Here is a 21,910-nt window from a genome sequence, read left to right on the forward strand (position 1 = left end):
AACCACAGCTGCATCCATATATCAGGCTGCTTGTCCATGAGTTTCATATCCACCCCCATAAATGGGTGTCCGTGGGGTGAACTATGTTACCCCTGTGAGTTGTAGTTAATTAAAGACGCCAACCGCAACAAAGATTGGAGTGTTGAGAAGTTGCGGCGGCGAATAGGAAAAAACCAGCACTTGGCTGGTTATATAGCTATCCAAATCAAATATTGAATAGTTTTAATTTTCAGGAGAAGGTAAAGCAACAATGATATTTTCTAGATGAGGCAGTGCTTCACGATCCCTTGAACCAAAATAACTGAGAGACTTATCTCTAATCCAGTTATGAACCTCTAAGTTGAAAGATGTCATCAACTCATTAGGATAAAGTCTTGCCGCTACCGCCTTCCTTTTCCCATCATCAAACTCGTGTGTATATGTAGGGAATGAATCAGGATCGTGTCCTTGAGAACGCAAGAAAGCACTAAACATTCTTCCTAATGAAATATCAGGCATTAACCTATCAGGCAATAAGTACCCCCTAGATTCCAGCGGGGCCAGTAGTTTCAATGTCATCTGATCCAACATGGAAAAGTGAGTGGGGGGAATCTTATCTCTATTAATAAGATAGCGTTTTACATGGTATGGCATGACAGATTTCTGTTGCTTTCCGCCAGTCATCCAATCAAACACCCATTTTGAGACTAAAACAGCAAACTTAGGTGATGCCCATTGACCTAAATTTATTGCCACTTGAGGATGAACCCATGTGCCTTGAAGATCAGAAAAACCACCCTTAACTATTTGAATTAGTTCCGATATCGGAATTCCGATATCGGCAGACAACTCCGATTAAGAACAATTTCGCGGTACTATTCTCTAAATAATGCCCAAGTTGCTTCCCAGCCGCTTTACACATCGCTGTTGCATTAATGTAACCATCATATGCACGCTGAGCTATCACCACATTATTCTCTTCACGAGCAATAAGCGGTAAATCTAACTGTTTCATCCGACCTCCGTTTTGCTTGTATCGGATGAACATCTTAGATCGTATACATATCAAACAAAGGACTTTTTCAGAATTATGTGAAAAAGGCCACGCAATGCGTAGCCTGGAATAATGTGGGTAATGCGTTGTCAATTAATCGCGAGATCCAATCTTTTACCGAGTGCGTTCAACGCGCTTTCTACTGTGTCAATCTTCGTGCTGTGACGCAATGATACTATACGTTGCACGTCTTGCGGACGCGTGCCTAGTTTTCTCGCTAACTCTGCATTGCTTGTTTTTGTTTGCAGCATGGTGTTTAACAACAGTACCTTAGCTGCAACACTCGCCGGAACATCAACAAAAGCCTCCCCTTCATTAGAGGGCATCGGTACTTCGCGTTGATCATCAAAATAAAAATCAAACGCAGTGACAAGAGCATCTTGCGCCATTTCCAACGCCTCCTCTCTTGTTTCACCCCCTGTTAACGCTTCGGGAATATCGGGAAACATGACTGCCCATCCCGTTTCATCGTGTTCAAATTTTACCGGATACCGCATAGTATATTTAGTGAAGCGCGGCGAACAACCGGCCCATTTCTGAGCCAGTTTTATTATTTAATGCCAAGTTGTTTCAGTATCAATTTCCGCAATGGTTCGGGGAGCTCTTTACTGGGGTGCCTTGGCATCGTTGTTTGCTTGCCATTCAGGAAGATCTTTAGATGATTACTACCCTCTTTAAATTCCGCTCCCTGAGCTTTAAGCCACCGTCGAAATTCGCTTTGCTTCACTACCTCCTCTCCTGTTTGTTTAACTTGAAACAAGTATAAACATTTTTGTTTATAAAAACAAGGGAAATATAAACATTTTTGCTTATATTATCGTGAGAGGGAGTACAAGATAATAGAAATAGAAAAACCCGCTCATCGGCGGGCCTGAATGTTCTTTAGTGAGCATAGCTACAATTCCCCACTATTGATAGACAATAAACCAATTGCGGACAAAATGCAAATTGTCGATATGTTTTTATTGTGTAACTTTGCTGAATTCGGATGCTGCCCTGCTTTCTTCAATATCGCATTTCGCCACCAGCTTTTCATAGAATGGCTTCCAGTTCCTTCTCCACGTCCTTTCGTTTAAATCAGGCAAAAGGGCCTTAATCGCTGAATATGCAACTGATGATGGCACCCGGCTATAACCGCGGCCAGAACAACGCTCACAGATTTTAATCACCGGCGCACCAGCGACTTTCGTTGCTTCACGATCAACGACTTTTCCGGTACCGTTACAACGACAACGGCCGGATACAATCCCTTTGCCGTTACAGGGAGAACAAAGCTCATCCACCTGCTCAGTTTCTACCCGTTGCTCTATCACATCCTTATACCCTGCATACTTAATCACATCACGCTGAACTGATATCAGCCCACGTCCATTGCAGTGAGTACATGAAGTGGTAGTTGCCGCCGATCGGGAATATTCTTCAAAAGCCATTTTTGCCAAGATCACAATGCATTTTCCTAACTTCCGCCCGCCCGCCGCCTTGGTAATAAGTTTGGGTACCTGACGTTTGGCATACAAAGTCAGTTGCTCAACAGTCCGAATGGTATCTTCATTGCTGACGCCGTGCTTGCCAAGGAACGCGGCCATCCCAAATGTCGCTTTAGATTCGGCCATGCCTAATGCTGCCATCACATCAGTACCGGTGATCCGGTCTGTTGATGTGCATTTTGATGAGTTGCTAATTGCCAGTCCTTTTGGGCTAAAATGTTTTAATGCTGATTCGAGTTTCATTATTCCATCCACTTCTTAAAAGACAGTTGACGCACCTCATCACCGTTAAGGAGCATGTCATTAAAATCACCGTGATCGGGCCAGCGAATACTGACCGTTTCTAAATCATTTTTGGCAATGAGATTGCCTCTGGCGCACTCAAACGCGGCGGCGTGTCCGGTCGCTGAATGCAGATCCATATCAGCGAAAATAATTAAATGTTTAACCCCGTTCGGTACCCGGAATTTCTCCATGAATCCCGCGTTCATCACCGACCAGGTATTGCAGCCGTATATCTGTTTGCAGGACAGTGCTGTTTCTATGCCCTCTGAAATCCCTAATGTTGATGAAACTGGAAATATGCGGATAGCAACAGAGCCTGTGTGCTTTAAATAATCATCAGACTGGAGGGAATAAGTCTGCTTGGCGAGATCCATATTGGCTTTTTTGTCACCCTCTAATAACGTCCTGTGCAAGTAACAAAGCGCACCTTTATCATCCGTCGCCAGAGAATACATGGCCTGAAAAGCTTTCGCTCCCACGGGCTGATGATTGCAATACCTGATTTGTTCGACAGGTAAACAGTTAATCCCCCGGTTACGTAAATAGCTTTCGGCTGACGTTCCATGTAGATTCACCAGTGTGGAATACTTCCTAATCACCCTGTCACGAAGTAATGACCGGTCATCTTTATTGACAGAAGATTGAACGCTTTCTGTCTGATAGGCATACGTATTGCCAATAATTTCATCAACTTCTTTCGCTTGCGTTTTAAAGTCTTTCTTTTGAGTCAGCGCAAGTAATTTCCAGCCATCGCCGGTATTACAGACACAAATAAAAGTTCCCCGCCCATCTCGATCATCACAACGATACTTACCTTTCTGACCGCAAATAGGGCACTTGCCTTTGTAATGTTTCCTTCCTGTCACAGGGGGCAGGCCGTAATACTCAAACACTTTCGACCACTGCCCAATTACCGCATCCGTTGTTTTCATAAACCACCTCCCTGCATTGCTGAACTGCGTTGTTTTTTCTCCTGGCTCTTCGCGTAAGCAATTAATGTCCATTTGATGAAATTGTTTACTTCCGGGGTGATCTCGACCGGATGGTCATTTAAGCCATCAGGCCACTCGCTGAATTTGCTTCTAAAGGTATGCGCACACCAGCCATCACTAATGGGCTTCCCTTGGTTGGCTCGCTGGCGCTGGTAGTATTTGATTTGTGACCACCAGCTTTGACGCTCTGCCTTGCTATAGACGCGATCCTTGCCGTTGAGCTTTTTCAGTCCTCGAGAGCGATCTACTTCCACATCTTCACCGCTTAAGGGCTTAAATCCGCACTTAGGGCAGACATAGACGCCTACCGGCTTCATAAAGTGGCAACTGGGACATTCCTTCGGCAGTCTTTCGGCTTTATCGCTGTCAGTGCTGCGAGAGGCGTCTTTCATGCCATCATTTTTAGATGGCAATGCGTCATACTCAATATCGTCGGGATAACCAAGCCGGTGAATAGAGCCGCTGTGATCGAATATCAAGCAGGTTTCTTTGCCGGGCGCAGCCCTTAAGCCTCTGCCAAGACTTTGAGCCCATCGGATTTCTGATTTGGTCGGACGAGCATAAATGATACAACGCACATCACTGTCAAACCCGGCCATCAGCGTACCGACACTCACTAATATTTTTGTTGCGCCTTGTTCGAAGCGATGAATGATGATCTGCCTTTCTTCCGGGGGGGTCTCAGCAATGATTACCTCGGCATTGACACCCGCTTTATTAAATTCGACCGTGATAAAATTGGCATGAGCTACGTTGACGCAAAAACAGATCGTCGGTGCATCGTTACCATTCTCCAGCCAGTTCCTGACGATATCGCCTACCAGCGTTGAATCCCCCATAATTTCAGCCAGTTGATCCTCTTTATAATCCCGCCCGAACTCATCACTGGAAGTCATTTTTACGCCTTTCAAGTCCGGCTTGGTGGGAGCATAAAATTCATAAGTACTGAGTTCGCCTTTATCAATAAGCTCTTTCATCGTGGTGGGTTTCAGGAGCTGCTGATAGTAGTTTCCCAGAAATGGGGAAAACGGCGTTCCTGACAGGCCGATAACTTTTACATCGGTGTTTTCTGCCAGATATTGAATCACTTCAAGCAGTTTTTTACGGCGTAAATGGGCCTCATCAATGATCAACAGATCGATGTTGTCCGGGAAGTCACGGCGGATCAGCGTGTCAGCCGAGGCAATTTGAATCAGCCGGTTTGGGTCATGAGGCTGGTAATCCCGCCATACGTAACCAATTTCCTCCTCTGGCAGTCCGTACTGAATAAATCGGGTTGCAGTCTGGCGAACCAGAGTCAGGTAAGGCGCGACAAACATGACACGCATACCGCGAGAAATAAAACCCGCTGTGATGAAGGCTGATAAGCCTGTTTTGCCACTCCCGGTAGGCGCATATACCATGAAGGTACTGTGTTGTTTCCAGTTCTGGCGCAGCATGTTTAATGCACGGCTCTGAGTTGTATTTGGGGTTATCGTCAGCATGAATACCCCTTATTTACGCAATAATGCGGTCTTGTGATGTTCGATAGCAGACGAAGAAGCTGTATTCGCCCTTCGCAGTATGCTTTCCGCTTCAAGATTTCGACCTTCCCTTATCAGCGTGATAGCGACATCAATAAGTTGGTGAGTGCCACATAAGGTTGCGAATAAGTCGGCATTAGTGACATAATCCCTTTGAGATGTGATGTTCATTATTTCGTCTCCTGTGCAAGAACCGGTGCTCAACTCGCCAAAGTTTCAGCCGGTTTCTTGCCTCCTTTGATTTTCAGTTCGTTTTTCCATTCATTGATAATCCGCTTACTGTCCTCAGCGTGTTCACGCGCGGGCATATCGTTGTACTGGCGCTCATAGTCAATTTTGTGGAAATAGGGATTAATGATTACAGGCGCAACGATACCCACCGCGTATTTGACATCTTCGTCAGTCGGTACACGGTCAAGGTATTTTTTAAAGGTTAATTCTCCGTTATCCGTCAGGTGGTCAGTGATTTTTTTCAGTTGCTTAACTGCACGAAAAACCCCCTTCACGCTGTCGTTATTCGCTGACGGCATGATTTCACCCTCGATCATCTCCCCGTCAATGAGTAACGGAATGCTGTCGATGAATGCCCCACGACTGAGGAATTTATTCACCTCGGCTGTCGTGATTATCGGATAGGCTTTAACTAATCCGAACAGCGTTACTGCCATTGGTTCGTCATACCATGAACTCTTGCCTTTTCCGTTTCGGATAGCGGCAATCAATACATCCTGATGCTTGAGGCTCAGCAGGTCATAATCACCGACCACGATGTAGTGAGTACTCAGCGCTTCCAGATCTACCGGTTTTGCGTGGCTGTTGTGAGGCTTGTGAGGTTTGTGTTTTTTGCGTTCCGGTGCGCTCGCCCTGACCATAGCGGCGGCGTCAGACTCTGATATGCCAGCGGCGACTAATTCAGCAATGGCTCGCGCAGGCTTCCAGCTCACGAGAGCACGATGTTTTTTGATAATCTTTTCTGCTTTTTCGTTTTTGATAATCATTCTCATTTGTCCTAAAAAAATAAGGGGGTACTTATTTAATACTTTTCCGTGCCTGCCATTTTTTTGGCTTTTTACCCACTTTGATAATCATTCTCATTTGGCTATTTTTCTCATGCTTAGCCCCAGTGATCCCCTAACCTCCGATCCACAGCCAGAAGACAAAAGCCTTCTCCGTGCTGCCTGTTAGATCCCCGATCACAACGCCACCTCAGGTTGGGGCTGGTTCTCTGGCAGTGCTTTCGGTGCCTCAAGCGGCTTCTCTGTGTAACCCTGACTCGCTCTGGCATACTTCCTGACGAATTCCCTAAGCCGAATATTTGCTGCCCGTCTTGCCATATTGTCTTTCCGATATGAAACGGGTTCTTCATCCCAAGTCGCTTGATAAACCTCGGCATACTTCACCGTGATTTTTGCCCGGGTAGCCGGATCAAGACTCAGTAACATCTCCTGTATCCACTTCCCATCGTCTGGGTAAAAATGCGACGGCATTGTTATTTTTGCGTGTTCAGAAGGCATGTTTTAGTCCTGATGTACGACCGGAGGAGGGAATACATCAGGGAGATCAGGGCGGATTTGATGAGCCAATACCCGTCCCTTTGATGCTTTTACGATTGACATAACATGATCGGCTTTTACTCGACGTCCATGCAGCCAGCGAAATACAGCAGGCTGGGAAACCCCACATGCCCTAGCAAGAGCAGACTGTCCGCCAGCAATCTCTATTGCAGTTTTGATATGAGAATTAAACATAAATATTCCAAAAGTTATAGGCCGTTAGACAATATTAATCAAACTATGACTTTTTGCAATACCAAAATGCATTTGTTAATTTATAACAAAAGGTATAAATTAGTAGAAAAGATAAGGTAAATAAATATGAAAACTACATTCTCAGGACGACTTTTGCTGGCAATGAAAAAGGCCAACATCAGTCAGAGTGTGCTTGCTGATAGAATTGGTGTCTCCCAGCCATCAATATGGAAACTTGTATCTGGCAAGACCAGTACCAGCAGAAAGCTTGTTGATATCTCACGAGCACTGAATGTCAGGCCGGAATGGCTGTCATCAGGTGAAGGACCAATGTATGAACCTAACGAATTACACCATCTAGATTCAGCAATACCACCAGAAAACGAATGGGATGTGCAGGGTAGCAAAGCAAAGCCATTTGATGACGAGGTGAAAGTTCCTCTCTTAAGAGATATAGAGCTTGCAACAAGTGATGGCAGCTTTTGTGAAGATGACCATCGGGGGTTCAAATTACACTTTTCTAAAGCCGCATTGAGAAAAGTTGGGGCCAATAGTAATGGTAATGGAATTCTGTGTTTTCCAGCAAAAGGAAACAGTATGGAGCCCGTAATACCTGACGGGACAACCGTTGCTGTTAATGTTCATAATAAACATATTGTTGATGGTGGGATTTACGCAATTAATCAAGATGGGTTGAAGCGTATAAAAATGCTCTACAGGCAACCAGGAGGCAAGATAATGATACGAAGCTTTAACCGAGAATACGATGATGAGGAAGCAAATGAGAATACAATCGAAATAATTGGAAAGGTGTTTTGGTACTCTGTTTTGCTTTAACCGTTTCAACCAATCAAAACCGGCATTCGCCGGTTTTTTTTGCCCTCACAGTAAGCACAAAATTCCTCGCATCAAAACTAAATAGTATTAAAGATCAATAAAATAAACAAAAGGCATAAATAATCATAACTTTTGGTATTGCAATAAGTTATTTCACGATGTACTCTTTTAAACACACCGATAGAACAAGGTAATAACATAATGAATACTGAAAATTCTGTTTGTTTATTGAGAAAACGTACTGAAGAGTCGGCGGTGTTTAACTCAGCAATAAAGCGCCTGATGGAACATGAAGCTATTGAAGAGAGTGACCTATTAGTGATGATGTGCATTCACCAAAGAATCTGCGATGAAATATTTTCATTAACTCAAAAACTCCACGGTGAAGAATCTGTTAAAAGCACTGAGCAAACCACACAGCAAAATAATTACCAATATAACTTCAAGTCGATTACAGAGGTGAAATATAAAGAGTAGCAAAAAGAATCTCCGTCATAAACGGACTGAACTGATTTAAAAATAGCTCTGGTGCTCGATTGGCGTCACCACCAGAGCCTGAACACTTAAACGCTGAGGTGCGATTACTATGTTCAACACAAATACTAACACAAAGACTTTTATTTTTGCAGTCAAAAAACTCGCAGGTACTGAACAACTCATCGTCAAAGTTAAATATGTGGCTGAAAGTTATCAACAAGCTAAGGATGCGTTATCTGAAATGCTTTCAGGGTATTTCATTGTCTGGATGGGGCAAGTTAATTCGGAGGTACACAATGCGTAAACCAATTACTTTAGACGACGCAAAATATCGCTCAGGTTTAGCCTGTTCACTCTATGAGGTCATTATAGATACAGTAGCCAAAGAAGAATGCTCAGGCGTCCTAGCAGATCTAATTGCACTTGCTTGTGATATTAATTCGGAGGTTTATCGCTCCCTTAAAGCGGCTTTAATTAATAATGAGGTGAACCGTGCCTAATATAACATTATCTCCATCAGTGCTCGCTTACACTGTTTTAGAGGGTTATATCGAGCTCAGTGATAAATTATCCATCGTTATTGAAAATAATAAAGAATTACTTACTTTCAATGACAGTTTCTTTATTGAATTTATTGAATTCAATAATATCCACGATGAGTTTTGCATTTCATCGGAAAACAAAGGGAAACCGGATGGTTTCCTACTCTTAAAAGTCATCAAACAAATCACTAAATTGATTGACGTTGCAAATAACATCGTAATGAATGAAGCATCGAAAAAAGAGAGGGAATTATGTTTGATTTAGAGACCGCTTTCTCATGTGTGGAGATAAAGGCAAAACAGATAAGGGCACTTCTCCAAATATGGCAAGAATTATATAAAAAAGAATGTGATGAATCTTATGCCATCGGTGCATTACAAGATCTGGTTTTTGGGCTGATAAAAGAGATAGAAACAATGGGCAGGCAAATAGAAGAGATTAAAGACCAAAATAAACCCGAAATAAATTTATGTAGCAAAAATTATATTGACGCTTTCGGTGAATATGAGCGATTAAAAAAAGAATTTATCAACATCACCAAACAATAACCCGGTTAAATTTAAGGAGTAAAAAATGTACGAAGTTGAAATTATATATCTCTCAATTAACAGTCAGGCAACAACGCTTTGGGTTAAAGCTGATAACGACGATGACGCTAAATGCGAAGTTGAACTATTGCGAGATATATTTAATGAGGTCAATGTTGAATTTAGATTGACGGGGGTGAAAAAATAATTTCACCACACCAAAAAGCAACGGGACTTATCGGCAGGGATGCTAATTATTAATTAAATAGAGAGTATGAATATGGAAATATGGTTTAAGTGTTTTGAGTCAGACGGCAGGCAAGTTTTAGTCGAAAAAGTTGAGGATGGAGAAACAGGAAAATTAGGGATCAAATTCTGCTGGCAAGAAGATTTTGGAGAAATATCTATTGGTCCGTGGTTTTCATTTAATGATGATAATTACGAACATGTAGCGCGACTACGTGATGATGCATTCGATAAAACTGATCAATCCAATGTTGATAATGTAGTCAAAGAAACATTAGAAACATTAGAAAAATTGGGTTATTAATGGAAGCCAATCGTTAATTAAATAGAGGATTAAACAATGTCAGACAATAAAAGACACATGCACGCTGATTCAATGGCTCAATATGCACAGGATGCTTCGAGAACTGATGAACCTTGGTTGCTGTGGGAAAGCTCGCTCGATGACGGAAATTCGTGGCGTTCATTAACAGACCACCCAAGTTGGGTTGTTGAGGTTAAATATCGCCGCAAGCCCGAAATAATTAACATTAGCTATCCAAAGCCGGTTTGTTACAGACTTGAAAAAGGTCAACAATATTGGACTCCCGCTTTAACAGGTGATGTTCGTCCCGACTGTTGGGATGATAGTAAATTTGACTTCCATAGTTTGAAGAATGGTTTTATTCACTTAACGGAAGAAGCCGCTAAACAACATGCGGAAGCCTTAGTTAAAGTAATGGGAGGTGAGTTTTAAATATAAACTCTTACTAATTTAGAAACTAGTTAACTTTTAATTACAGCTTAATGGCTGGGGATTGTCTCAGCCTAAAAACAGAGTGGTATCTATGATTACTCAAACATTAATTGAACGATACAGAAATCGTTTAATAGTAGCAAAACTCGATGCAATGATGAAGAAAACTAACAGTCATTGTATTGCAGTCACTCTTCACGATAATTCTATGTGTACTGTTGAATTGTCGGAAGAAATATTAAAGAAAGCCTTGTATGTGTTTTTTGAAGTTCCTGTTTATGACACATATAGGCAATGTGAGGCGGATGCATATATTTTAGATAGCTATAGCAGTTATCTGTCAAAACACGGCGATAAGTTAACAAAAGAAGGCGATGACTTTATGTGTGCTCTTATTAAGTTCATTGCAGAAAGAGCTAAACATAGCGGGTTTTCACCAGAATATACCTTTCAGTAAATAAGGACTCACAGTGAATATTACCCATTTTAATTTCTCACAAAGAGCTATTCAAAGTGAGAAAGAAGAAAAATATGAAATTGCGGCGGCTCTCTGGAATAAAGTCGCTGAACATGCCAAGCACCAAGTTAACCGTGAATGGGCTGAATATCGTGCTGAACTGAATTTAAAGCGTCATTCATTACAAGGGCGCTGTGAACAATGGCAGGAAGATTATAAGCAGCGTCGTAAAAGAGAGAGAGAAGCGAAACAACTCGCCAATGCTCTAAAGGTCCATATTGATAAAGAAAAAGAGGTATGAAAATGACCAATATAACTACCACCAGCAATCAAGCAACCATGATGGGCAGTCGTGAAATCGCTGAATTAACAGATAAGCGCCACGATAACGTTATTCGTGACATCCGGGAAGTTCTGAAAGTTGTCTATAGCGTTGAATTTGATTCCTCATTTTTGAGGAATCATAGAAATCAACAGGTTATGTTTGCTGCCGGGATTACTGTTGCTATTGATGAGAGGGGTTTTATCAGTGAAATTCTCCTTGATCGCCGGAATACCGAAATACTGATCACCGGATATGATGTCAAGCGTCGCGCTGCCATCATTGACCGTTGGTTTGCTCTGGAGTCTGGCACCACAAAACCAAAATCTCAGGCTGAACTTAACCTCGCCTACGCCTTAGCACAAGTAGAACAGGAGCGCCGCCTTAATCAGGTCGAAGAAAGAGTTGAACAGGTTCATGAAACCATTGACCGCATAAAACAAGGCGCGATTCCCACAGGTTGGATTGGGTTCTCTCTGGCTGCGACCGAATCAGGATTAACCAATGCCAAGTGCCGCACCTTGGCTGAACAGTACAACGTTCCAACGGACAGCATCATCATCATGACACCAGACGGACAACCTCGCCCGATGAAAATCATATTTAAAGAGGATTTTATGAGCGCGTTTCGTCTGATGATGGGTGAGGCTGAGCAACGTAAATCCAAATGGCATCACCCCAAAATGGGGCTGTTTCAGGTTATCGGCTGGGAGGGTAAGTAATGAGCAAACATCACACTAAGCCAGCATTTGATTACGGCAAGTATGGCGTCATTGTCATCACTGAGGCAGCGAACAGCAAAGTCATGAGTTATGCGGAGGCGGTAGTATCACTGGACACTGGTCAGTATGACAATGATTTGTTACTGGGCTTTGAATTGATAGGGGCTATTTCTCGTGGCTGGAAAGCGGACTTCCATGCGCCAACCAGTGAACAGCGGTTGATGTTATGGCGGTGGATTGTGTCAGCCTCGTTTGTGCAAGAGCAAATAGACAGAAACGGCACCTGTGAAGTTGATAACGACGAGGGAGGCTCCGATACCGCAGCCCTCTACGTTAATGGTCCAGCGGCAATCACAATATACCCATTAGCAGAGCGCATGATGTTAGCAACCCATATTGAGGGGATCGCCTTTGAGAAGTGCGGTAACGAAGACGGGGCGGATATGGCGGTCAGAATGTACATGGATCTTATCAATATGCAGCCAGAGATCGGCAATCGGCTATCTGATAAAGGGCGCGAAGGGCTTTCTATCTTGCACGATGAATTAATCAAAGCAGCAGAGGCTGGCGAGTTTAACACCATGCCGGTTTATTCATTGACAGGAGGCTCAAATGATAACGAAAAACTTTCATCTTAATGCGCTGGCAAACACCTACGCCGCAGATCTTAAAAAATTGTTCGGTACTGAAAATTTACAAGGAAAAAATAATGATTATTGATTCTAATTTACTGCGAGCGGCTTTGGTTTGCGTGGCTAAGGTGAACAAACACCCTCAATTAACAGGGGTGCATATATCACCTAAGTATATTGAGGCAACCAATAGCCATGTTGCCGTTCGTATGGAGCACAACGTTGATACTGAGATTGACTTAATTATTCGGTTTGATGGTGATATTCCAGAAGCCGCTGAAAATACAAAAATAGACTTAGAAGGAGGCAGCAAGGCATTTCACTACGATGAAGATGGCCGCCTGTTTGGTTTTAATAATCTGAAAATACTGAATGATCGGTTTCCTGATTTTGACAAAATCATCCCAACAGAGAAACAGGATGTCATGCCGTTCTTTCGCACCGAATATCTGTCCTACCCCGCTCAGATGTTTGACAGGTTAGGGATAGTGATTATGGAGCCATCCGGTATGAAGACAGCTTGCCGCTTTCGGTTCTGCCCTATAACGAACAAGTATTACGGCAACCCTGTGTTTATAGTCATGCCTTGCGCAGAGGATGTTTTCGAAGTAATAACACGGGAAATGAAGAGCTGGTAACCATGAGAATCGAATACTTAGACAAAGGTAGCACGGCTCAAATCGTCATTGCCAGTTTCATCACTGAACGCCGCAGACATAACCGTTGTGTCGATGCTGCCCTGTTAATGACACCCGTTCGTGCTTCATCTGTCGGCTTTCTGTTGAGGAAGACCACGATCACTGGCAAAACAGCGCACATATTGCGGGCCTATAAAATCATTTGCAGGGAGAGCGAGCAGTGACAGAAGAACATCGCGAGAGGGTAGATATCGATGATGAACTGATCAGGCCGGCATTCCATATCGACGATGGCAGGGACCATACAAAACGGCTCATTCACTACATGAGAAAAAATTACTATATCCACGAGGGCATTTGTCCTCATCCACCACCTGCGCCGCAAGTGGTCGGGGTGAAGTTAACGCCCGTGAAGAAAGGCAAAGGAAGTAAACGTAAAACTAAAAGACAGGAGTAAAGAATAATGAATCAGCCTCTCTATATCAAAACAAAGGAATTAGCCGAGCGATACGGTGTAAAGCCACACACCATAAGGTTATGGGTGAGCAACGGGAAGCAAAAAAGGGAGGGCTTCCCGAAGCCCAAGTTTAAATCCGACCAGCTTAATTTTTTGTGGCAGGATATTCTTGACTGGGAGAACGGGAAACAATTTTAGTCAGCTTCGCCCACCAGCGTTCATATGCCTCTCGTTGTTCGTTTAGGTAGGTGTGCTTATCGTACACCTGCCACACTCCCGGCAGTTTATGACCGATCATCGTTTCAGCAACGTGAGGCGGTATTAATTCAGAAACCCCGGTGCGCATGGTTCTGCGTAAGTCGTGGATTGACCAAGATGTATAAGGATCAAAGTGAGGAGCCATCTTTTTATTGAGAACATCAATGATGTTAGCATGTGATCCTTTATTGAAGGGTTTGCCATCAAATACAGTAAACAAATATTCACTCCCGTGATTTAATTTTTTTGCATGCTCAATTAATTTTTTAGCTTCTGAAATAATCGGTCTGATAAGAGGTTTTTTGGATTTTCTCCCTGTTTTATGATTTGTAGGAGGGACAACCCAAATATTTTTTTCACAATCAAAATCACTAACTTTCGCCTTTAATAACTCACCAATACGACACCCAAATAACAGACATAATTTTATTATTAATGCATTGCGTGGATTATATTTAGGGGCATCAATAATACGGAAAAGAATCACTAGTTCCTCTTCACTTAATGCCCTTTCTCCTGCGTCAGTATCGATATCAACATCAATGTCAGTATTAGACTCCTTCCCTTTCAAATCATTAGATACCACATCAGATAAAGGAGTAGTATGTGTCATTCCTCTCCGAACCGCCCATCTATGCGCAGTTTTAGAATAGGTCAATATACGCTCTCCGATTGATGGAAACCGTTTTGCGACTTCTTCGATTAAAGTAAGCCAGACATGCAGCGTCACCTCATCGTGAGGCAATTTACCAATTTTAGGGAAAACATGAATTTCGAAAGAGCGCAATATCTGGTCAGCGTTAATTTTCGAACCTTGCATTGTCGTTCTCCACCATTCCCGAATAAGCTTTTCCACTGTTACAGCGCTCAATGCAGATTCTTTGCGAACACGTTTAACTATTTTAGGGCTACGATGTTGCTCCAGTTCTCCGCGATAAGAAATCACCGAGTCACGAGCATCTTTTAAGCTCGTTGCTGGATAAGTACCAATATCAATTCGATCTCCTTTCCCACCCCATCGGTATCTAAACTGAAATATAACCTTACCTTTCGGGGTAACACGAACAGACAAGCCATCTCTATCAGACTTAGTAATCATTTTTTCCTGGGGTTTGCCGCTGACTGAACGCAGCCATGAATCAGTAATAGCCATATTAATTTTCTCAAAAAATAACACAGCTCTTAATGTAGTTTATGTACACTGACATGTACATATTTTCTATGACACTTGATGAATATTTATGATTACCACTGACTAAGGCAAGCCCACAATAAAATAAATTTCAATTAAAAATCAATTAATTAACTTAATTTTCATGACTAAGGATGATCATTGATGTTGAATGGTGATTACATTAAGACATTTCGGCAACGAATACAATATAAACAATAAATTATTAAAATAAACAACAGGTTAATATGAATTCAATCAACCAAAAAATAAGATATGCACACACATATGTACAAACCAAAAAAGCACTCAAATTAGATAGGATTACCCAGCTCTAACAGGCAAATACTTATACACAGTAGACAGTGACGTATTATAAATCAGTGATAGCTGTTTACGTGTGTGACCTTTAACTAGTAGTCTTATAGCTTGTTGTTGTTCAACAGATGAAAATGACACTGGTCTTCCTCCAATTCTTCCCTTTGCTCTAGCTGCGGACAATCCTGCATTTGTTCTTTCAACAATCAATTCCCGCTCCATTTCAGCCAAAGCACTCATCATATGAAAGAAGAACCTTCCCATAGCTGTTGATGTATCGATACTGTCAGTGAGGCATATAAGCCGGTCGCCCGGCTTTTGTCTTACTTCGGCTGCTCCGGCCACTCAACATCAGGTGCTTGATTCACATCTACACGAGTGAGTAGTACCCGGTATTTCTTCCACTCCAGCAAAGCAGCTTTCTCTGAGTCTGTAGCAACCTCCAAGTCAACTGAGTCTTGGAGCAACGAGAGTGTTTCATTTGCCTGCTGTAACAGTGCTGCTTGCTGTTGCTTGGCTTCATCAATCTGATGCGATTTGAGAAGGTCTTTATCTACTACCCATTCTTTACCGTTCCACTTGTCAAAATCAGTGGGTGGTTTTTTGAATGTGAGCGTATCTGGCAACTCGCCGATTTCAGATATCTCAGTAGCCGCGCGGGTTTGCGTGTCGTAAGCGGTTTTACCCCGGTAATCAGGCAGGATTTCCCAATAGAGTTTATCTTCGCTTCGGCAAACAGCTTCATCATCAGATTTCGGAAGCTCTGGCGCATCAGAATAAGCCCCAGCCGATAAGCTGACACCAAGCATGACATATTCGATATCAGAGCTCGTGAATTCTCGTGTAATTTGATTAGAGTGATAAACCTTTATCCAGCCTGCCTGAATAGCTAAACCATCTTTACCCAATACGGCTGTTTCGTGGTCTAAAGAATATTTTTGTTCTGTCATTATGCTGCTCTCACTATGTAGTTAAATGCGATGTTACGGGGGCGGGTTTCGTTGCCGCCTGTATTGTTAGCAATTGATGTAGCTGTGGCGTTGCCCATAGCATCCCTGCCAAGCGGGTACCTGAGGCCGCCAGGTGCGCCTTGATACGTCCACAAGTGACCATTTTCGTTACCGTAACCCTCCGCGAGCTGTATTCTTTTTGTGCTGTCAGCTTGCCAGCTCCCACACGCACGCCCCGGATCGACCCCTCGGCTATCATCCCAGCCACGAATAAATTCCCCTCTTAAATCAGGTACTCTGCCGCTAGGGTAGGCTTCCGCTAACTTCGGATAGCGAGATTTATCAAATGTCTGACCGTTACATGTGAGATAACCTGCGGGAGTGTATCTGTGGGGATATGGAAGCGGGACACCGACAGGGACAATCAAACTATCTACTTCATCTTTTGTATAGTCTCTGCGCCATCCCGGACGGTACTCTTTACCATTATTAGTATAAGTAAATTGTGTATCTGGGATGCCGTTTCCGCTTGCTGTCGTCGGTGTTGTGATACGGATTGTCGTTGCAGATTCTACGCCCATGACTTCAACCACGGCCCCCGCAAGACAGATATTACCGCAGCCTGTATCGTTGATTATGCGATTGTCGGCATATGACCATGATCCCTTACATATCCAGTATGGATTATCAAAAGCCCCGTTTTGCTTAAGCCATACGATAAACTCTTTAGTAGTCCATGTGCCATCACCGGTATTGATCGAGCCACTATAGGCCCGACATGCCCCCACATCCCCGGCACTCAAACTGACATCCCCGGTCAACGCCTTGCCATTAATTTTCCGGCTGCCCGGTACTGCGTTCCTCGCCAACTCCACCGTTTCCGACAAACCGAGGTTTTTCACAAAGGCATTCTTATCGGGAATGTCTGCGCCGTTTTGTGATTTCGAGAGTTTGGTGTTGGCGTTGGTGTTGGCTGAATTCGCTAAGTCATAAGCGTATTTTACCGCTCGTGGAGTAGCAGCCAGCTTTTCACTTGTGCTATCAGTAGCATTACTTAATTGTATTATGCCTTTTTCTGTGAGCGTTGCATCCCGTACTTCGGGCAATGCATTTTTAATCGCTGCTGCTAAACTCTTTTTCAGCGCGTCAATATCCCCGTTATCTAAAACATCATTGCCGGATTCGTCAGCAATATATTGCGCAAGAATATGTGTAATAATAGATGACTGACGCCACGCTTTATTTAACTCACGAGATTTAGCAACACCCGCACTAAATCCATTAACTCTTGCAGCTAATGCTGCGTACTCTTCATTTGATAATACGTTAGCACCTTCGGCTATGCCGAAAGTCAGAAATTCATTCTTAGCCATTTATCTTACTCTTAATTTAATAGAATGGGCCACCCGCCTGTATCGAATCCGGCGATATATTTACTGTCTGAATCAAAACCGAAAATAACTCCTCTATTTTCCGAATTGGTATAATTATTCACTCTGACCGCACCCGGCTTAATATTTAAATATCCTTGCTGAATGACCGCTTTGACAACTTCGGGCACGACTCCCCCGGTGACATAAACGTCCATACTCATGTCTTGATTATCGACGAAGAATATTAATACCGACTCGTCGGGAATAACGCCCTGATAAATCTCCGCCAGCATTTCATTTGTACCGTCCCAATGATTGGCTCGAATTTTAGAGCGCAATATTGTTCGGTAAGTTTCATCATCAAGCTCTGTAAAGCCGGAATCAGAGTCATATTGCCGTTTCCAGCTGCCTTCGTCTAATCCAACGCCTTCTGTATCAAGTGCGAAATACACACCAACGATGGGTGTTTTGACATAACGTGAAAGTCCTATCCACTCGCCCACGGCGTCTAATTGAACACCTACCGCTTCATCAATAGAAAATTGACTATTCAGGAGTTGAACGGCATTTGAAATATCAGAGAGAGGCCGGGTAATGAAATCAATATGAGCGACAAATTTATTTGCGGTTCTATGCTGAGAGGTAATAAGCGATAAATAATCTCTCATTTTCACCTCGCAATTAGTTTAACATGTTCCGGTTTACACGTAACAGCTTCGTCAAATGTCACAATTAAATTGCTCGGCGATACATCATCTTCTGACCTGCCGATTTGGATTTCGAAAATATCATAAGTTAAGCCCTCTTCATCACGTAAATTAGCGGGAGAATATAAACGACTTAAATAAACGTTATCACCGATTAACTGAGCGTCGATATAACTTGCAATTGCTGACCGAATTCTGTCACCCACCAGCGTTGTATACCCTTCAAATGCCGTCAGAGTTATCTCAACAAATACCGGAACGTCTTTCGGGCGTGAAAAGTGAATCGGATGCATGAGACCATAGCTATCTGCGACTTTAATTTCCGTGTCACCAAAAGTTCCTGCACCCGGTCCTTTTTTCGTTTCAATTGTTTGAGCGATTAATTTCGCGTCACCACCATCAACTATCATTGCAATTGAGTGGGGAGGAATGCCGTTGTTGTCCGTCACATTAGTGTCATTCTCAAACCCACGCCGCCGAACGACACCCGGGATTAAACTGATGGCACCTTGAATTCCATCAAGTACGGTTCTGGATGGCAGTGCAACAGATTTCCGTTGCCGTTCTCTCAATGCTGTATCGGCTTCAATCGGCTGTCCGGGCGTAGCCGCTGACAGGTTCGTGACATTTTGCCAGCCCTGCGTTGGCGTGCCGATAATCGAAACATCCCCGACTAATGCCGTAACATTGCCTTTTGTCTGACACGTAGCTGTTGCGATAACAAAGCCATGTATGCCAATCGCAACACTGGCAGGCAGGCTCCAGCTATAGCCGTTTATGTCACGAACAATACCGTTTTTTACAACCGTACCAACGGTACCGACTAGCTTAACGTCTACTGTCGAATACGTGGATTTATGCCGGGTTATCCCGTTAATTCTTACGTTATTAGATAGCGCGGCACCGGTAGCTGACGCCGGGCTAAACGAGTTGTAAGCCGCAATCACAGCATTATTCGCATCGTGTATCGCTAGTGAAAAGATAGCCAGCATCTGACCGTCTTTACTGTCGGGCTCCAGATAAGCATCGGTACCGTATATCTGACGGGCAAACTCAGTGATTTTGCTTAGAATGGTCTGGTAATCAGGCGCACTGATGCCAGAAGCTGTCACAGTTGCGGACAGCCCCAAAGTGTCAAGATTTAACATTATGCCTCGCTTGTTACCGTGATTTGGCCGTAAAGCGTATCGATGGTTGCTGTGAAGGTGAGACGGCGTGTTGTGCCGTCATTGCGTGTATCAAATGAAAGAATCGACTTAACGCCTTTGGTTTTTAAGATGCGGTCACGAACAGCAAGGATATACACATCCGATCGCTGTTTTCCAAGCACTGACTGTACGTAAGGAGTGCCTTCTTTCATGTCTAAGAACCAATCCCCACGCCACAACGCCAGCCGGGTTTTTACTGCCAGCGCTACAGCTTCGGGGGAGTTAATCAGAAACGTATTATCCCCTTGCCCGAAACTGTAATCACTATCAGGATCTTCACGTCGATATCTCACTGGGGACCTCCCGTGTTACTACCACCCGACTGTACACCGCTATGCACGTGATTTTTCAGGCTAATACCCGCCGCTGTCACATCGTTATTCACGGTGACCGGGCCTTGCATCGTTGCCGTTCCTCCACCCGATCCCATCCCTTGCGATAAGTTGCCATTAATGGTGACGTTGCCGTTCAGAGTGATTTCAGGTGAGGTGATTTCAGTACCACCGTTCGCTGTCGCGATAAGTTTTGCCGGTGTGATAACCGTGACGTTATGGCTATTAGGATCGAGTTCGATATACGCTGCGCCATCATCACTTCTCAGTTGTGCGGTGCTCGTGCTGATACCCGATATTCTCTTTGACTGAGATTGTGGACCAACGATAGCAAAGGCATCAGATAAATCATGCTGTCGGTCATCTGCCGGTTCCTGTACGCCGCCAGATTGCCACCAGAAATCAATGCAGCGATCGGCAAATACGACTAAGCATTCATCACCCGCTTTTACCGGGAACGTTAACGTCACGCCACCGCCCCTTGGAAATATCACCGGCACGTCTACAAGCAGGGGCAAGGATACCGAAGTAGTTTTCCCTTCCTGATCAGCAATGCTGCTTTTAATCGCAGGCTGAACAACACACGTTACCGCCTCAGCATTGAATGATTGAATAATGCCGGGTATCGCCACTCTAAGCTGAGAAGAAAGAGCGTGATTTATGGCTTTCAGCGTTTCGGATAAATCGCCGGTTCTTGATTCTGTTGATACGGGCATGGGAAAGCTCCATAAAAAAAACCGCAGTTAAGCGGCTTAGTAAATAATATGGTTATTAAATTAAATCCAGTGAAATCCTTTAGCCATTAAACCAGCTAATCCAAGCGCCACGGCAATTATCGCACCAAATAACAAGCGGAAATCTGAACGTGCGTCTTTTCTCATTTCTCGTACGTCAGTTTTTACTTCGTCTATAGATTTTTTGATATGCTCAACATCTGACTCAAGTCTCGCAACACGAGCTTCCAACATATCTCCACCTCCACCATCTCCGCTACCCTGTTTGAATGATGAACCATTATCAAGTGAATGTCTACTTGGTGGCGTATCGGTATATGACCACCGGCCATCAGAAAATCGCATGCCATCAATGACAGAATTTTCACTACCCATTGTGCGCCTCCGATGAAACCATTCTAAAGTAGGCTTCTGATTTATGAATAGTCTCGTCAGGCGTATCAGCGCGAGCTATAGAACATTTTATTACATAAATCCCAGCATTTATCACCCTAATCGAAACCGAAGCGCTCAAAAAACCCGGCACGTCTGTTGGTTCTGCTTCAAGATCATCAGCGGTTACTGATACCTTTGCGGGTATATCTTCCGTCCGTCCATGTAGAATTGTTGTGCCGTTGCTGTCAGTAATATCGATAGAAATTAGATAGTCTTTAGATTGGTGAAGCCCAACAAAAGCGACAGCAATAATGATTTTCGTTTCAACGGGCAATGCTGGACATCGAAAATTAAGGATCGGTTCTTCCCTATCTCTGGCATCTTTTGTAGCGGGAAAAATGAAAGCTATTTTCTCTGAACTCATTCAGACCTCTTGTGTGTTCTTGCTGATGTTTCACAGCTGATGCATCGGATTAATCCGCCACTTTCTTACAAGGAAAAGAGCCGATGATCTTCGGTGCATCCATAGCGTTCTGTAGTAACTGGACGTTTAGCCACGCTTTGCCGTTACGTTTGATAAACTGAAAGCCGTACATGTTACCGTCGCGGGCAGGCATGAGGCCCATATCGTATTTCACGTTGGCTTCGTCTCCCTTCTCTTTCAAGTATGTGACCTTTTGGGATGTAACAGTTTCCCCGTTGATCACTGTCATTCCATCACCAGTCAACCTATAACCGCCGCATTGAATAGCAGCATATGCCGGTACAACCATCGATACCGATAAAATAAAAGCAAAAATGTTCCGTCCTAATTTCATTGCA

General features: G+C 43.6%; 38 protein-coding genes. 16 read left to right on the top strand and 22 right to left on the bottom strand.

The genetic code is table 11. The annotated features are described in order from the left end of the window. Positions 1–222: 222 nt before the first annotated feature. The 11 genes from ACGF7G_RS17200 to ACGF7G_RS17250 all read right to left on the bottom strand — a co-directional run bounded on the left by ACGF7G_RS17200 (position 223) and on the right by ACGF7G_RS17250 (position 7,068). Entirely contained in the window at positions 223–735 is a 513-nt protein-coding gene (locus tag ACGF7G_RS17200; protein ID WP_387467070.1) for a KilA-N domain-containing protein, read from the bottom strand. A 43-nt stretch (positions 736–778) separates the two neighbouring features. Beyond that, complete coding sequence (locus tag ACGF7G_RS17205; protein WP_387467071.1) at positions 779–994, bottom strand: KilA-N domain-containing protein; 216 nt, start codon at positions 992–994, stop codon at positions 779–781. 128 nt (positions 995–1,122) lie between these two features. Beyond that, the gene (locus ACGF7G_RS17210) at positions 1,123–1,530 is read right to left on the bottom strand and encodes a type II toxin-antitoxin system HicB family antitoxin (RefSeq protein WP_387467073.1); all 408 of its coding nucleotides are present in this window, start codon (positions 1,528–1,530) and stop codon (positions 1,123–1,125) included. 53 nt (positions 1,531–1,583) lie between these two features. Further along, a complete protein-coding gene (locus tag ACGF7G_RS17215; RefSeq protein ID WP_387467075.1) occupies positions 1,584–1,760 on the bottom strand; it encodes a type II toxin-antitoxin system HicA family toxin in 177 nt (58 codons plus the stop codon). A gap of 235 nt (positions 1,761–1,995) precedes the next feature. Further along, positions 1,996–2,763 (bottom strand): antitermination protein, encoded by a 768-nt coding sequence (locus ACGF7G_RS17220; protein WP_387467076.1) that lies wholly within the window; start codon positions 2,761–2,763, stop codon positions 1,996–1,998. Beyond that, positions 2,763–3,737 carry a toprim domain-containing protein gene (locus tag ACGF7G_RS17225; protein ID WP_387467078.1) on the bottom strand — a complete coding sequence of 325 codons (975 nt, stop codon included), beginning with the start codon at positions 3,735–3,737 and terminating at the stop codon, positions 2,763–2,765. Before ACGF7G_RS17225 ends, ACGF7G_RS17220 begins: the two co-directional genes overlap by 1 nt. Beyond that, positions 3,734–5,281 carry a DEAD/DEAH box helicase gene (locus ACGF7G_RS17230; RefSeq protein ID WP_387467079.1) on the bottom strand — a complete coding sequence of 516 codons (1,548 nt, stop codon included), beginning with the start codon at positions 5,279–5,281 and terminating at the stop codon, positions 3,734–3,736. The genes ACGF7G_RS17225 and ACGF7G_RS17230 overlap by 4 nt, the downstream gene beginning before the upstream one ends. Positions 5,282–5,290: 9 nt before the next feature. Continuing rightward, positions 5,291–5,491, bottom strand: coding sequence for a hypothetical protein (locus tag ACGF7G_RS17235; protein WP_387467081.1), 201 nt, complete (start codon positions 5,489–5,491; stop codon positions 5,291–5,293). A 29-nt stretch (positions 5,492–5,520) separates the two neighbouring features. Further along, entirely contained in the window at positions 5,521–6,318 is a 798-nt protein-coding gene (locus ACGF7G_RS17240) for a hypothetical protein (protein WP_387467083.1), read from the bottom strand. A gap of 195 nt (positions 6,319–6,513) precedes the next feature. Beyond that, a complete protein-coding gene (locus ACGF7G_RS17245; RefSeq protein WP_387467085.1) occupies positions 6,514–6,834 on the bottom strand; it encodes a hypothetical protein in 321 nt (106 codons plus the stop codon). 3 nt (positions 6,835–6,837) lie between these two features. Next, positions 6,838–7,068, bottom strand: coding sequence for a helix-turn-helix domain-containing protein (locus tag ACGF7G_RS17250; RefSeq protein ID WP_387467087.1), 231 nt, complete (start codon positions 7,066–7,068; stop codon positions 6,838–6,840). A 126-nt stretch (positions 7,069–7,194) separates the two neighbouring features. On the opposite strand from ACGF7G_RS17250, the gene ACGF7G_RS17255 reads away from it, so the two are divergent. The 16 genes from ACGF7G_RS17255 (at position 7,195) to ACGF7G_RS17330 (ending at position 13,662) form a co-directional block, all read left to right on the top strand. Continuing rightward, positions 7,195–7,905 (top strand): XRE family transcriptional regulator, encoded by a 711-nt coding sequence (locus ACGF7G_RS17255; protein WP_387467089.1) that lies wholly within the window; start codon positions 7,195–7,197, stop codon positions 7,903–7,905. Between the two features lie 201 nt (positions 7,906–8,106). Continuing rightward, positions 8,107–8,382, top strand: coding sequence for a hypothetical protein (locus ACGF7G_RS17260; RefSeq protein WP_387467091.1), 276 nt, complete (start codon positions 8,107–8,109; stop codon positions 8,380–8,382). A 109-nt stretch (positions 8,383–8,491) separates the two neighbouring features. Next, the gene (locus tag ACGF7G_RS17265; protein WP_387467092.1) at positions 8,492–8,686 is read left to right on the top strand and encodes a hypothetical protein; all 195 of its coding nucleotides are present in this window, start codon (positions 8,492–8,494) and stop codon (positions 8,684–8,686) included. Further along, a complete protein-coding gene (locus ACGF7G_RS17270) occupies positions 8,679–8,882 on the top strand; it encodes a hypothetical protein (protein WP_387467094.1) in 204 nt (67 codons plus the stop codon). Before ACGF7G_RS17265 ends, ACGF7G_RS17270 begins: the two co-directional genes overlap by 8 nt. After that, positions 8,875–9,189 (top strand): hypothetical protein, encoded by a 315-nt coding sequence (locus ACGF7G_RS17275; RefSeq protein WP_387467096.1) that lies wholly within the window; start codon positions 8,875–8,877, stop codon positions 9,187–9,189. The genes ACGF7G_RS17270 and ACGF7G_RS17275 overlap by 8 nt, the downstream gene beginning before the upstream one ends. Beyond that, complete coding sequence (locus ACGF7G_RS17280; RefSeq protein WP_387467097.1) at positions 9,177–9,473, top strand: hypothetical protein; 297 nt, start codon at positions 9,177–9,179, stop codon at positions 9,471–9,473. The genes ACGF7G_RS17275 and ACGF7G_RS17280 overlap by 13 nt, the downstream gene beginning before the upstream one ends. A gap of 25 nt (positions 9,474–9,498) precedes the next feature. After that, positions 9,499–9,660, top strand: coding sequence for a hypothetical protein (locus ACGF7G_RS17285; protein ID WP_387467099.1), 162 nt, complete (start codon positions 9,499–9,501; stop codon positions 9,658–9,660). 72 nt (positions 9,661–9,732) lie between these two features. After that, positions 9,733–10,002 carry a hypothetical protein gene (locus tag ACGF7G_RS17290; protein ID WP_387467100.1) on the top strand — a complete coding sequence of 90 codons (270 nt, stop codon included), beginning with the start codon at positions 9,733–9,735 and terminating at the stop codon, positions 10,000–10,002. A gap of 36 nt (positions 10,003–10,038) precedes the next feature. After that, positions 10,039–10,434: a hypothetical protein gene (locus ACGF7G_RS17295; protein WP_387467102.1), complete on the top strand. Its 396-nt coding sequence runs from the start codon at positions 10,039–10,041 to the stop codon at positions 10,432–10,434. A 91-nt stretch (positions 10,435–10,525) separates the two neighbouring features. After that, positions 10,526–10,891: a hypothetical protein gene (locus tag ACGF7G_RS17300; RefSeq protein ID WP_387467103.1), complete on the top strand. Its 366-nt coding sequence runs from the start codon at positions 10,526–10,528 to the stop codon at positions 10,889–10,891. 13 nt (positions 10,892–10,904) lie between these two features. Then, positions 10,905–11,192, top strand: a complete 288-nt coding sequence (locus tag ACGF7G_RS17305) for an ANR family transcriptional regulator (protein WP_387467105.1) — start codon at positions 10,905–10,907, stop codon at positions 11,190–11,192. 2 nt (positions 11,193–11,194) lie between these two features. Beyond that, positions 11,195–11,935 (top strand): Rha family transcriptional regulator, encoded by a 741-nt coding sequence (locus ACGF7G_RS17310; RefSeq protein WP_387467107.1) that lies wholly within the window; start codon positions 11,195–11,197, stop codon positions 11,933–11,935. Continuing rightward, complete coding sequence (locus ACGF7G_RS17315; protein ID WP_387467109.1) at positions 11,935–12,573, top strand: hypothetical protein; 639 nt, start codon at positions 11,935–11,937, stop codon at positions 12,571–12,573. The genes ACGF7G_RS17310 and ACGF7G_RS17315 overlap by 1 nt, the downstream gene beginning before the upstream one ends. A gap of 71 nt (positions 12,574–12,644) precedes the next feature. After that, entirely contained in the window at positions 12,645–13,205 is a 561-nt protein-coding gene (locus tag ACGF7G_RS17320) for a hypothetical protein (RefSeq protein ID WP_387467111.1), read from the top strand. A gap of 2 nt (positions 13,206–13,207) precedes the next feature. Next, positions 13,208–13,429 (top strand): hypothetical protein, encoded by a 222-nt coding sequence (locus ACGF7G_RS17325; protein WP_387467112.1) that lies wholly within the window; start codon positions 13,208–13,210, stop codon positions 13,427–13,429. After that, the gene (locus ACGF7G_RS17330) at positions 13,426–13,662 is read left to right on the top strand and encodes a hypothetical protein (RefSeq protein WP_387467114.1); all 237 of its coding nucleotides are present in this window, start codon (positions 13,426–13,428) and stop codon (positions 13,660–13,662) included. Before ACGF7G_RS17325 ends, ACGF7G_RS17330 begins: the two co-directional genes overlap by 4 nt. 145 nt (positions 13,663–13,807) lie before the next feature. Here ACGF7G_RS17330 and ACGF7G_RS17335 read toward each other — a convergent pair whose 3' ends face one another. The 11 genes from ACGF7G_RS17335 to ACGF7G_RS17385 form a co-directional block, all read right to left on the bottom strand. Continuing rightward, entirely contained in the window at positions 13,808–15,073 is a 1,266-nt protein-coding gene (locus ACGF7G_RS17335; RefSeq protein WP_387467115.1) for a tyrosine-type recombinase/integrase, read from the bottom strand. Between the two features lie 342 nt (positions 15,074–15,415). Next, positions 15,416–15,754 (bottom strand): recombinase family protein, encoded by a 339-nt coding sequence (locus tag ACGF7G_RS17340; protein WP_387467117.1) that lies wholly within the window; start codon positions 15,752–15,754, stop codon positions 15,416–15,418. After that, positions 15,733–16,359 carry a tail fiber assembly protein gene (locus ACGF7G_RS17345; protein ID WP_387467118.1) on the bottom strand — a complete coding sequence of 209 codons (627 nt, stop codon included), beginning with the start codon at positions 16,357–16,359 and terminating at the stop codon, positions 15,733–15,735. The genes ACGF7G_RS17340 and ACGF7G_RS17345 overlap by 22 nt, the downstream gene beginning before the upstream one ends. Then, a complete protein-coding gene (locus ACGF7G_RS17350) occupies positions 16,359–17,732 on the bottom strand; it encodes a phage tail protein (RefSeq protein WP_387467120.1) in 1,374 nt (457 codons plus the stop codon). The genes ACGF7G_RS17345 and ACGF7G_RS17350 overlap by 1 nt, the downstream gene beginning before the upstream one ends. Before the next feature lie 11 nt (positions 17,733–17,743). Beyond that, entirely contained in the window at positions 17,744–18,400 is a 657-nt protein-coding gene (locus tag ACGF7G_RS17355) for a DUF2612 domain-containing protein (RefSeq protein WP_133815803.1), read from the bottom strand. Between the two features lie 2 nt (positions 18,401–18,402). Then, on the bottom strand, positions 18,403–19,587 hold the full coding sequence (locus ACGF7G_RS17360) for a baseplate J/gp47 family protein (protein ID WP_387467122.1): 1,185 nt from the start codon (positions 19,585–19,587) through the stop codon (positions 18,403–18,405). After that, a complete protein-coding gene (locus ACGF7G_RS17365) occupies positions 19,587–19,940 on the bottom strand; it encodes a hypothetical protein (protein ID WP_387467123.1) in 354 nt (117 codons plus the stop codon). Before ACGF7G_RS17365 ends, ACGF7G_RS17360 begins: the two co-directional genes overlap by 1 nt. Continuing rightward, positions 19,937–20,695 carry a phage baseplate assembly protein V gene (locus ACGF7G_RS17370; RefSeq protein ID WP_387467125.1) on the bottom strand — a complete coding sequence of 253 codons (759 nt, stop codon included), beginning with the start codon at positions 20,693–20,695 and terminating at the stop codon, positions 19,937–19,939. The genes ACGF7G_RS17365 and ACGF7G_RS17370 overlap by 4 nt, the downstream gene beginning before the upstream one ends. A 60-nt stretch (positions 20,696–20,755) precedes the next feature. After that, positions 20,756–21,088 carry a hypothetical protein gene (locus tag ACGF7G_RS17375; protein ID WP_242688781.1) on the bottom strand — a complete coding sequence of 111 codons (333 nt, stop codon included), beginning with the start codon at positions 21,086–21,088 and terminating at the stop codon, positions 20,756–20,758. Further along, positions 21,081–21,512 (bottom strand): hypothetical protein, encoded by a 432-nt coding sequence (locus ACGF7G_RS17380; RefSeq protein WP_133815807.1) that lies wholly within the window; start codon positions 21,510–21,512, stop codon positions 21,081–21,083. The genes ACGF7G_RS17375 and ACGF7G_RS17380 overlap by 8 nt, the downstream gene beginning before the upstream one ends. A 49-nt stretch (positions 21,513–21,561) precedes the next feature. Beyond that, entirely contained in the window at positions 21,562–21,906 is a 345-nt protein-coding gene (locus ACGF7G_RS17385) for a hypothetical protein (RefSeq protein ID WP_172910963.1), read from the bottom strand. Between the last annotated feature and the right edge of the window lie 4 nt (positions 21,907–21,910).

Source organism: Photorhabdus sp. RM323S (assembly GCF_042879375.1).
Lineage (GTDB): Bacteria > Pseudomonadota > Gammaproteobacteria > Enterobacterales > Enterobacteriaceae > Photorhabdus > Photorhabdus tasmaniensis.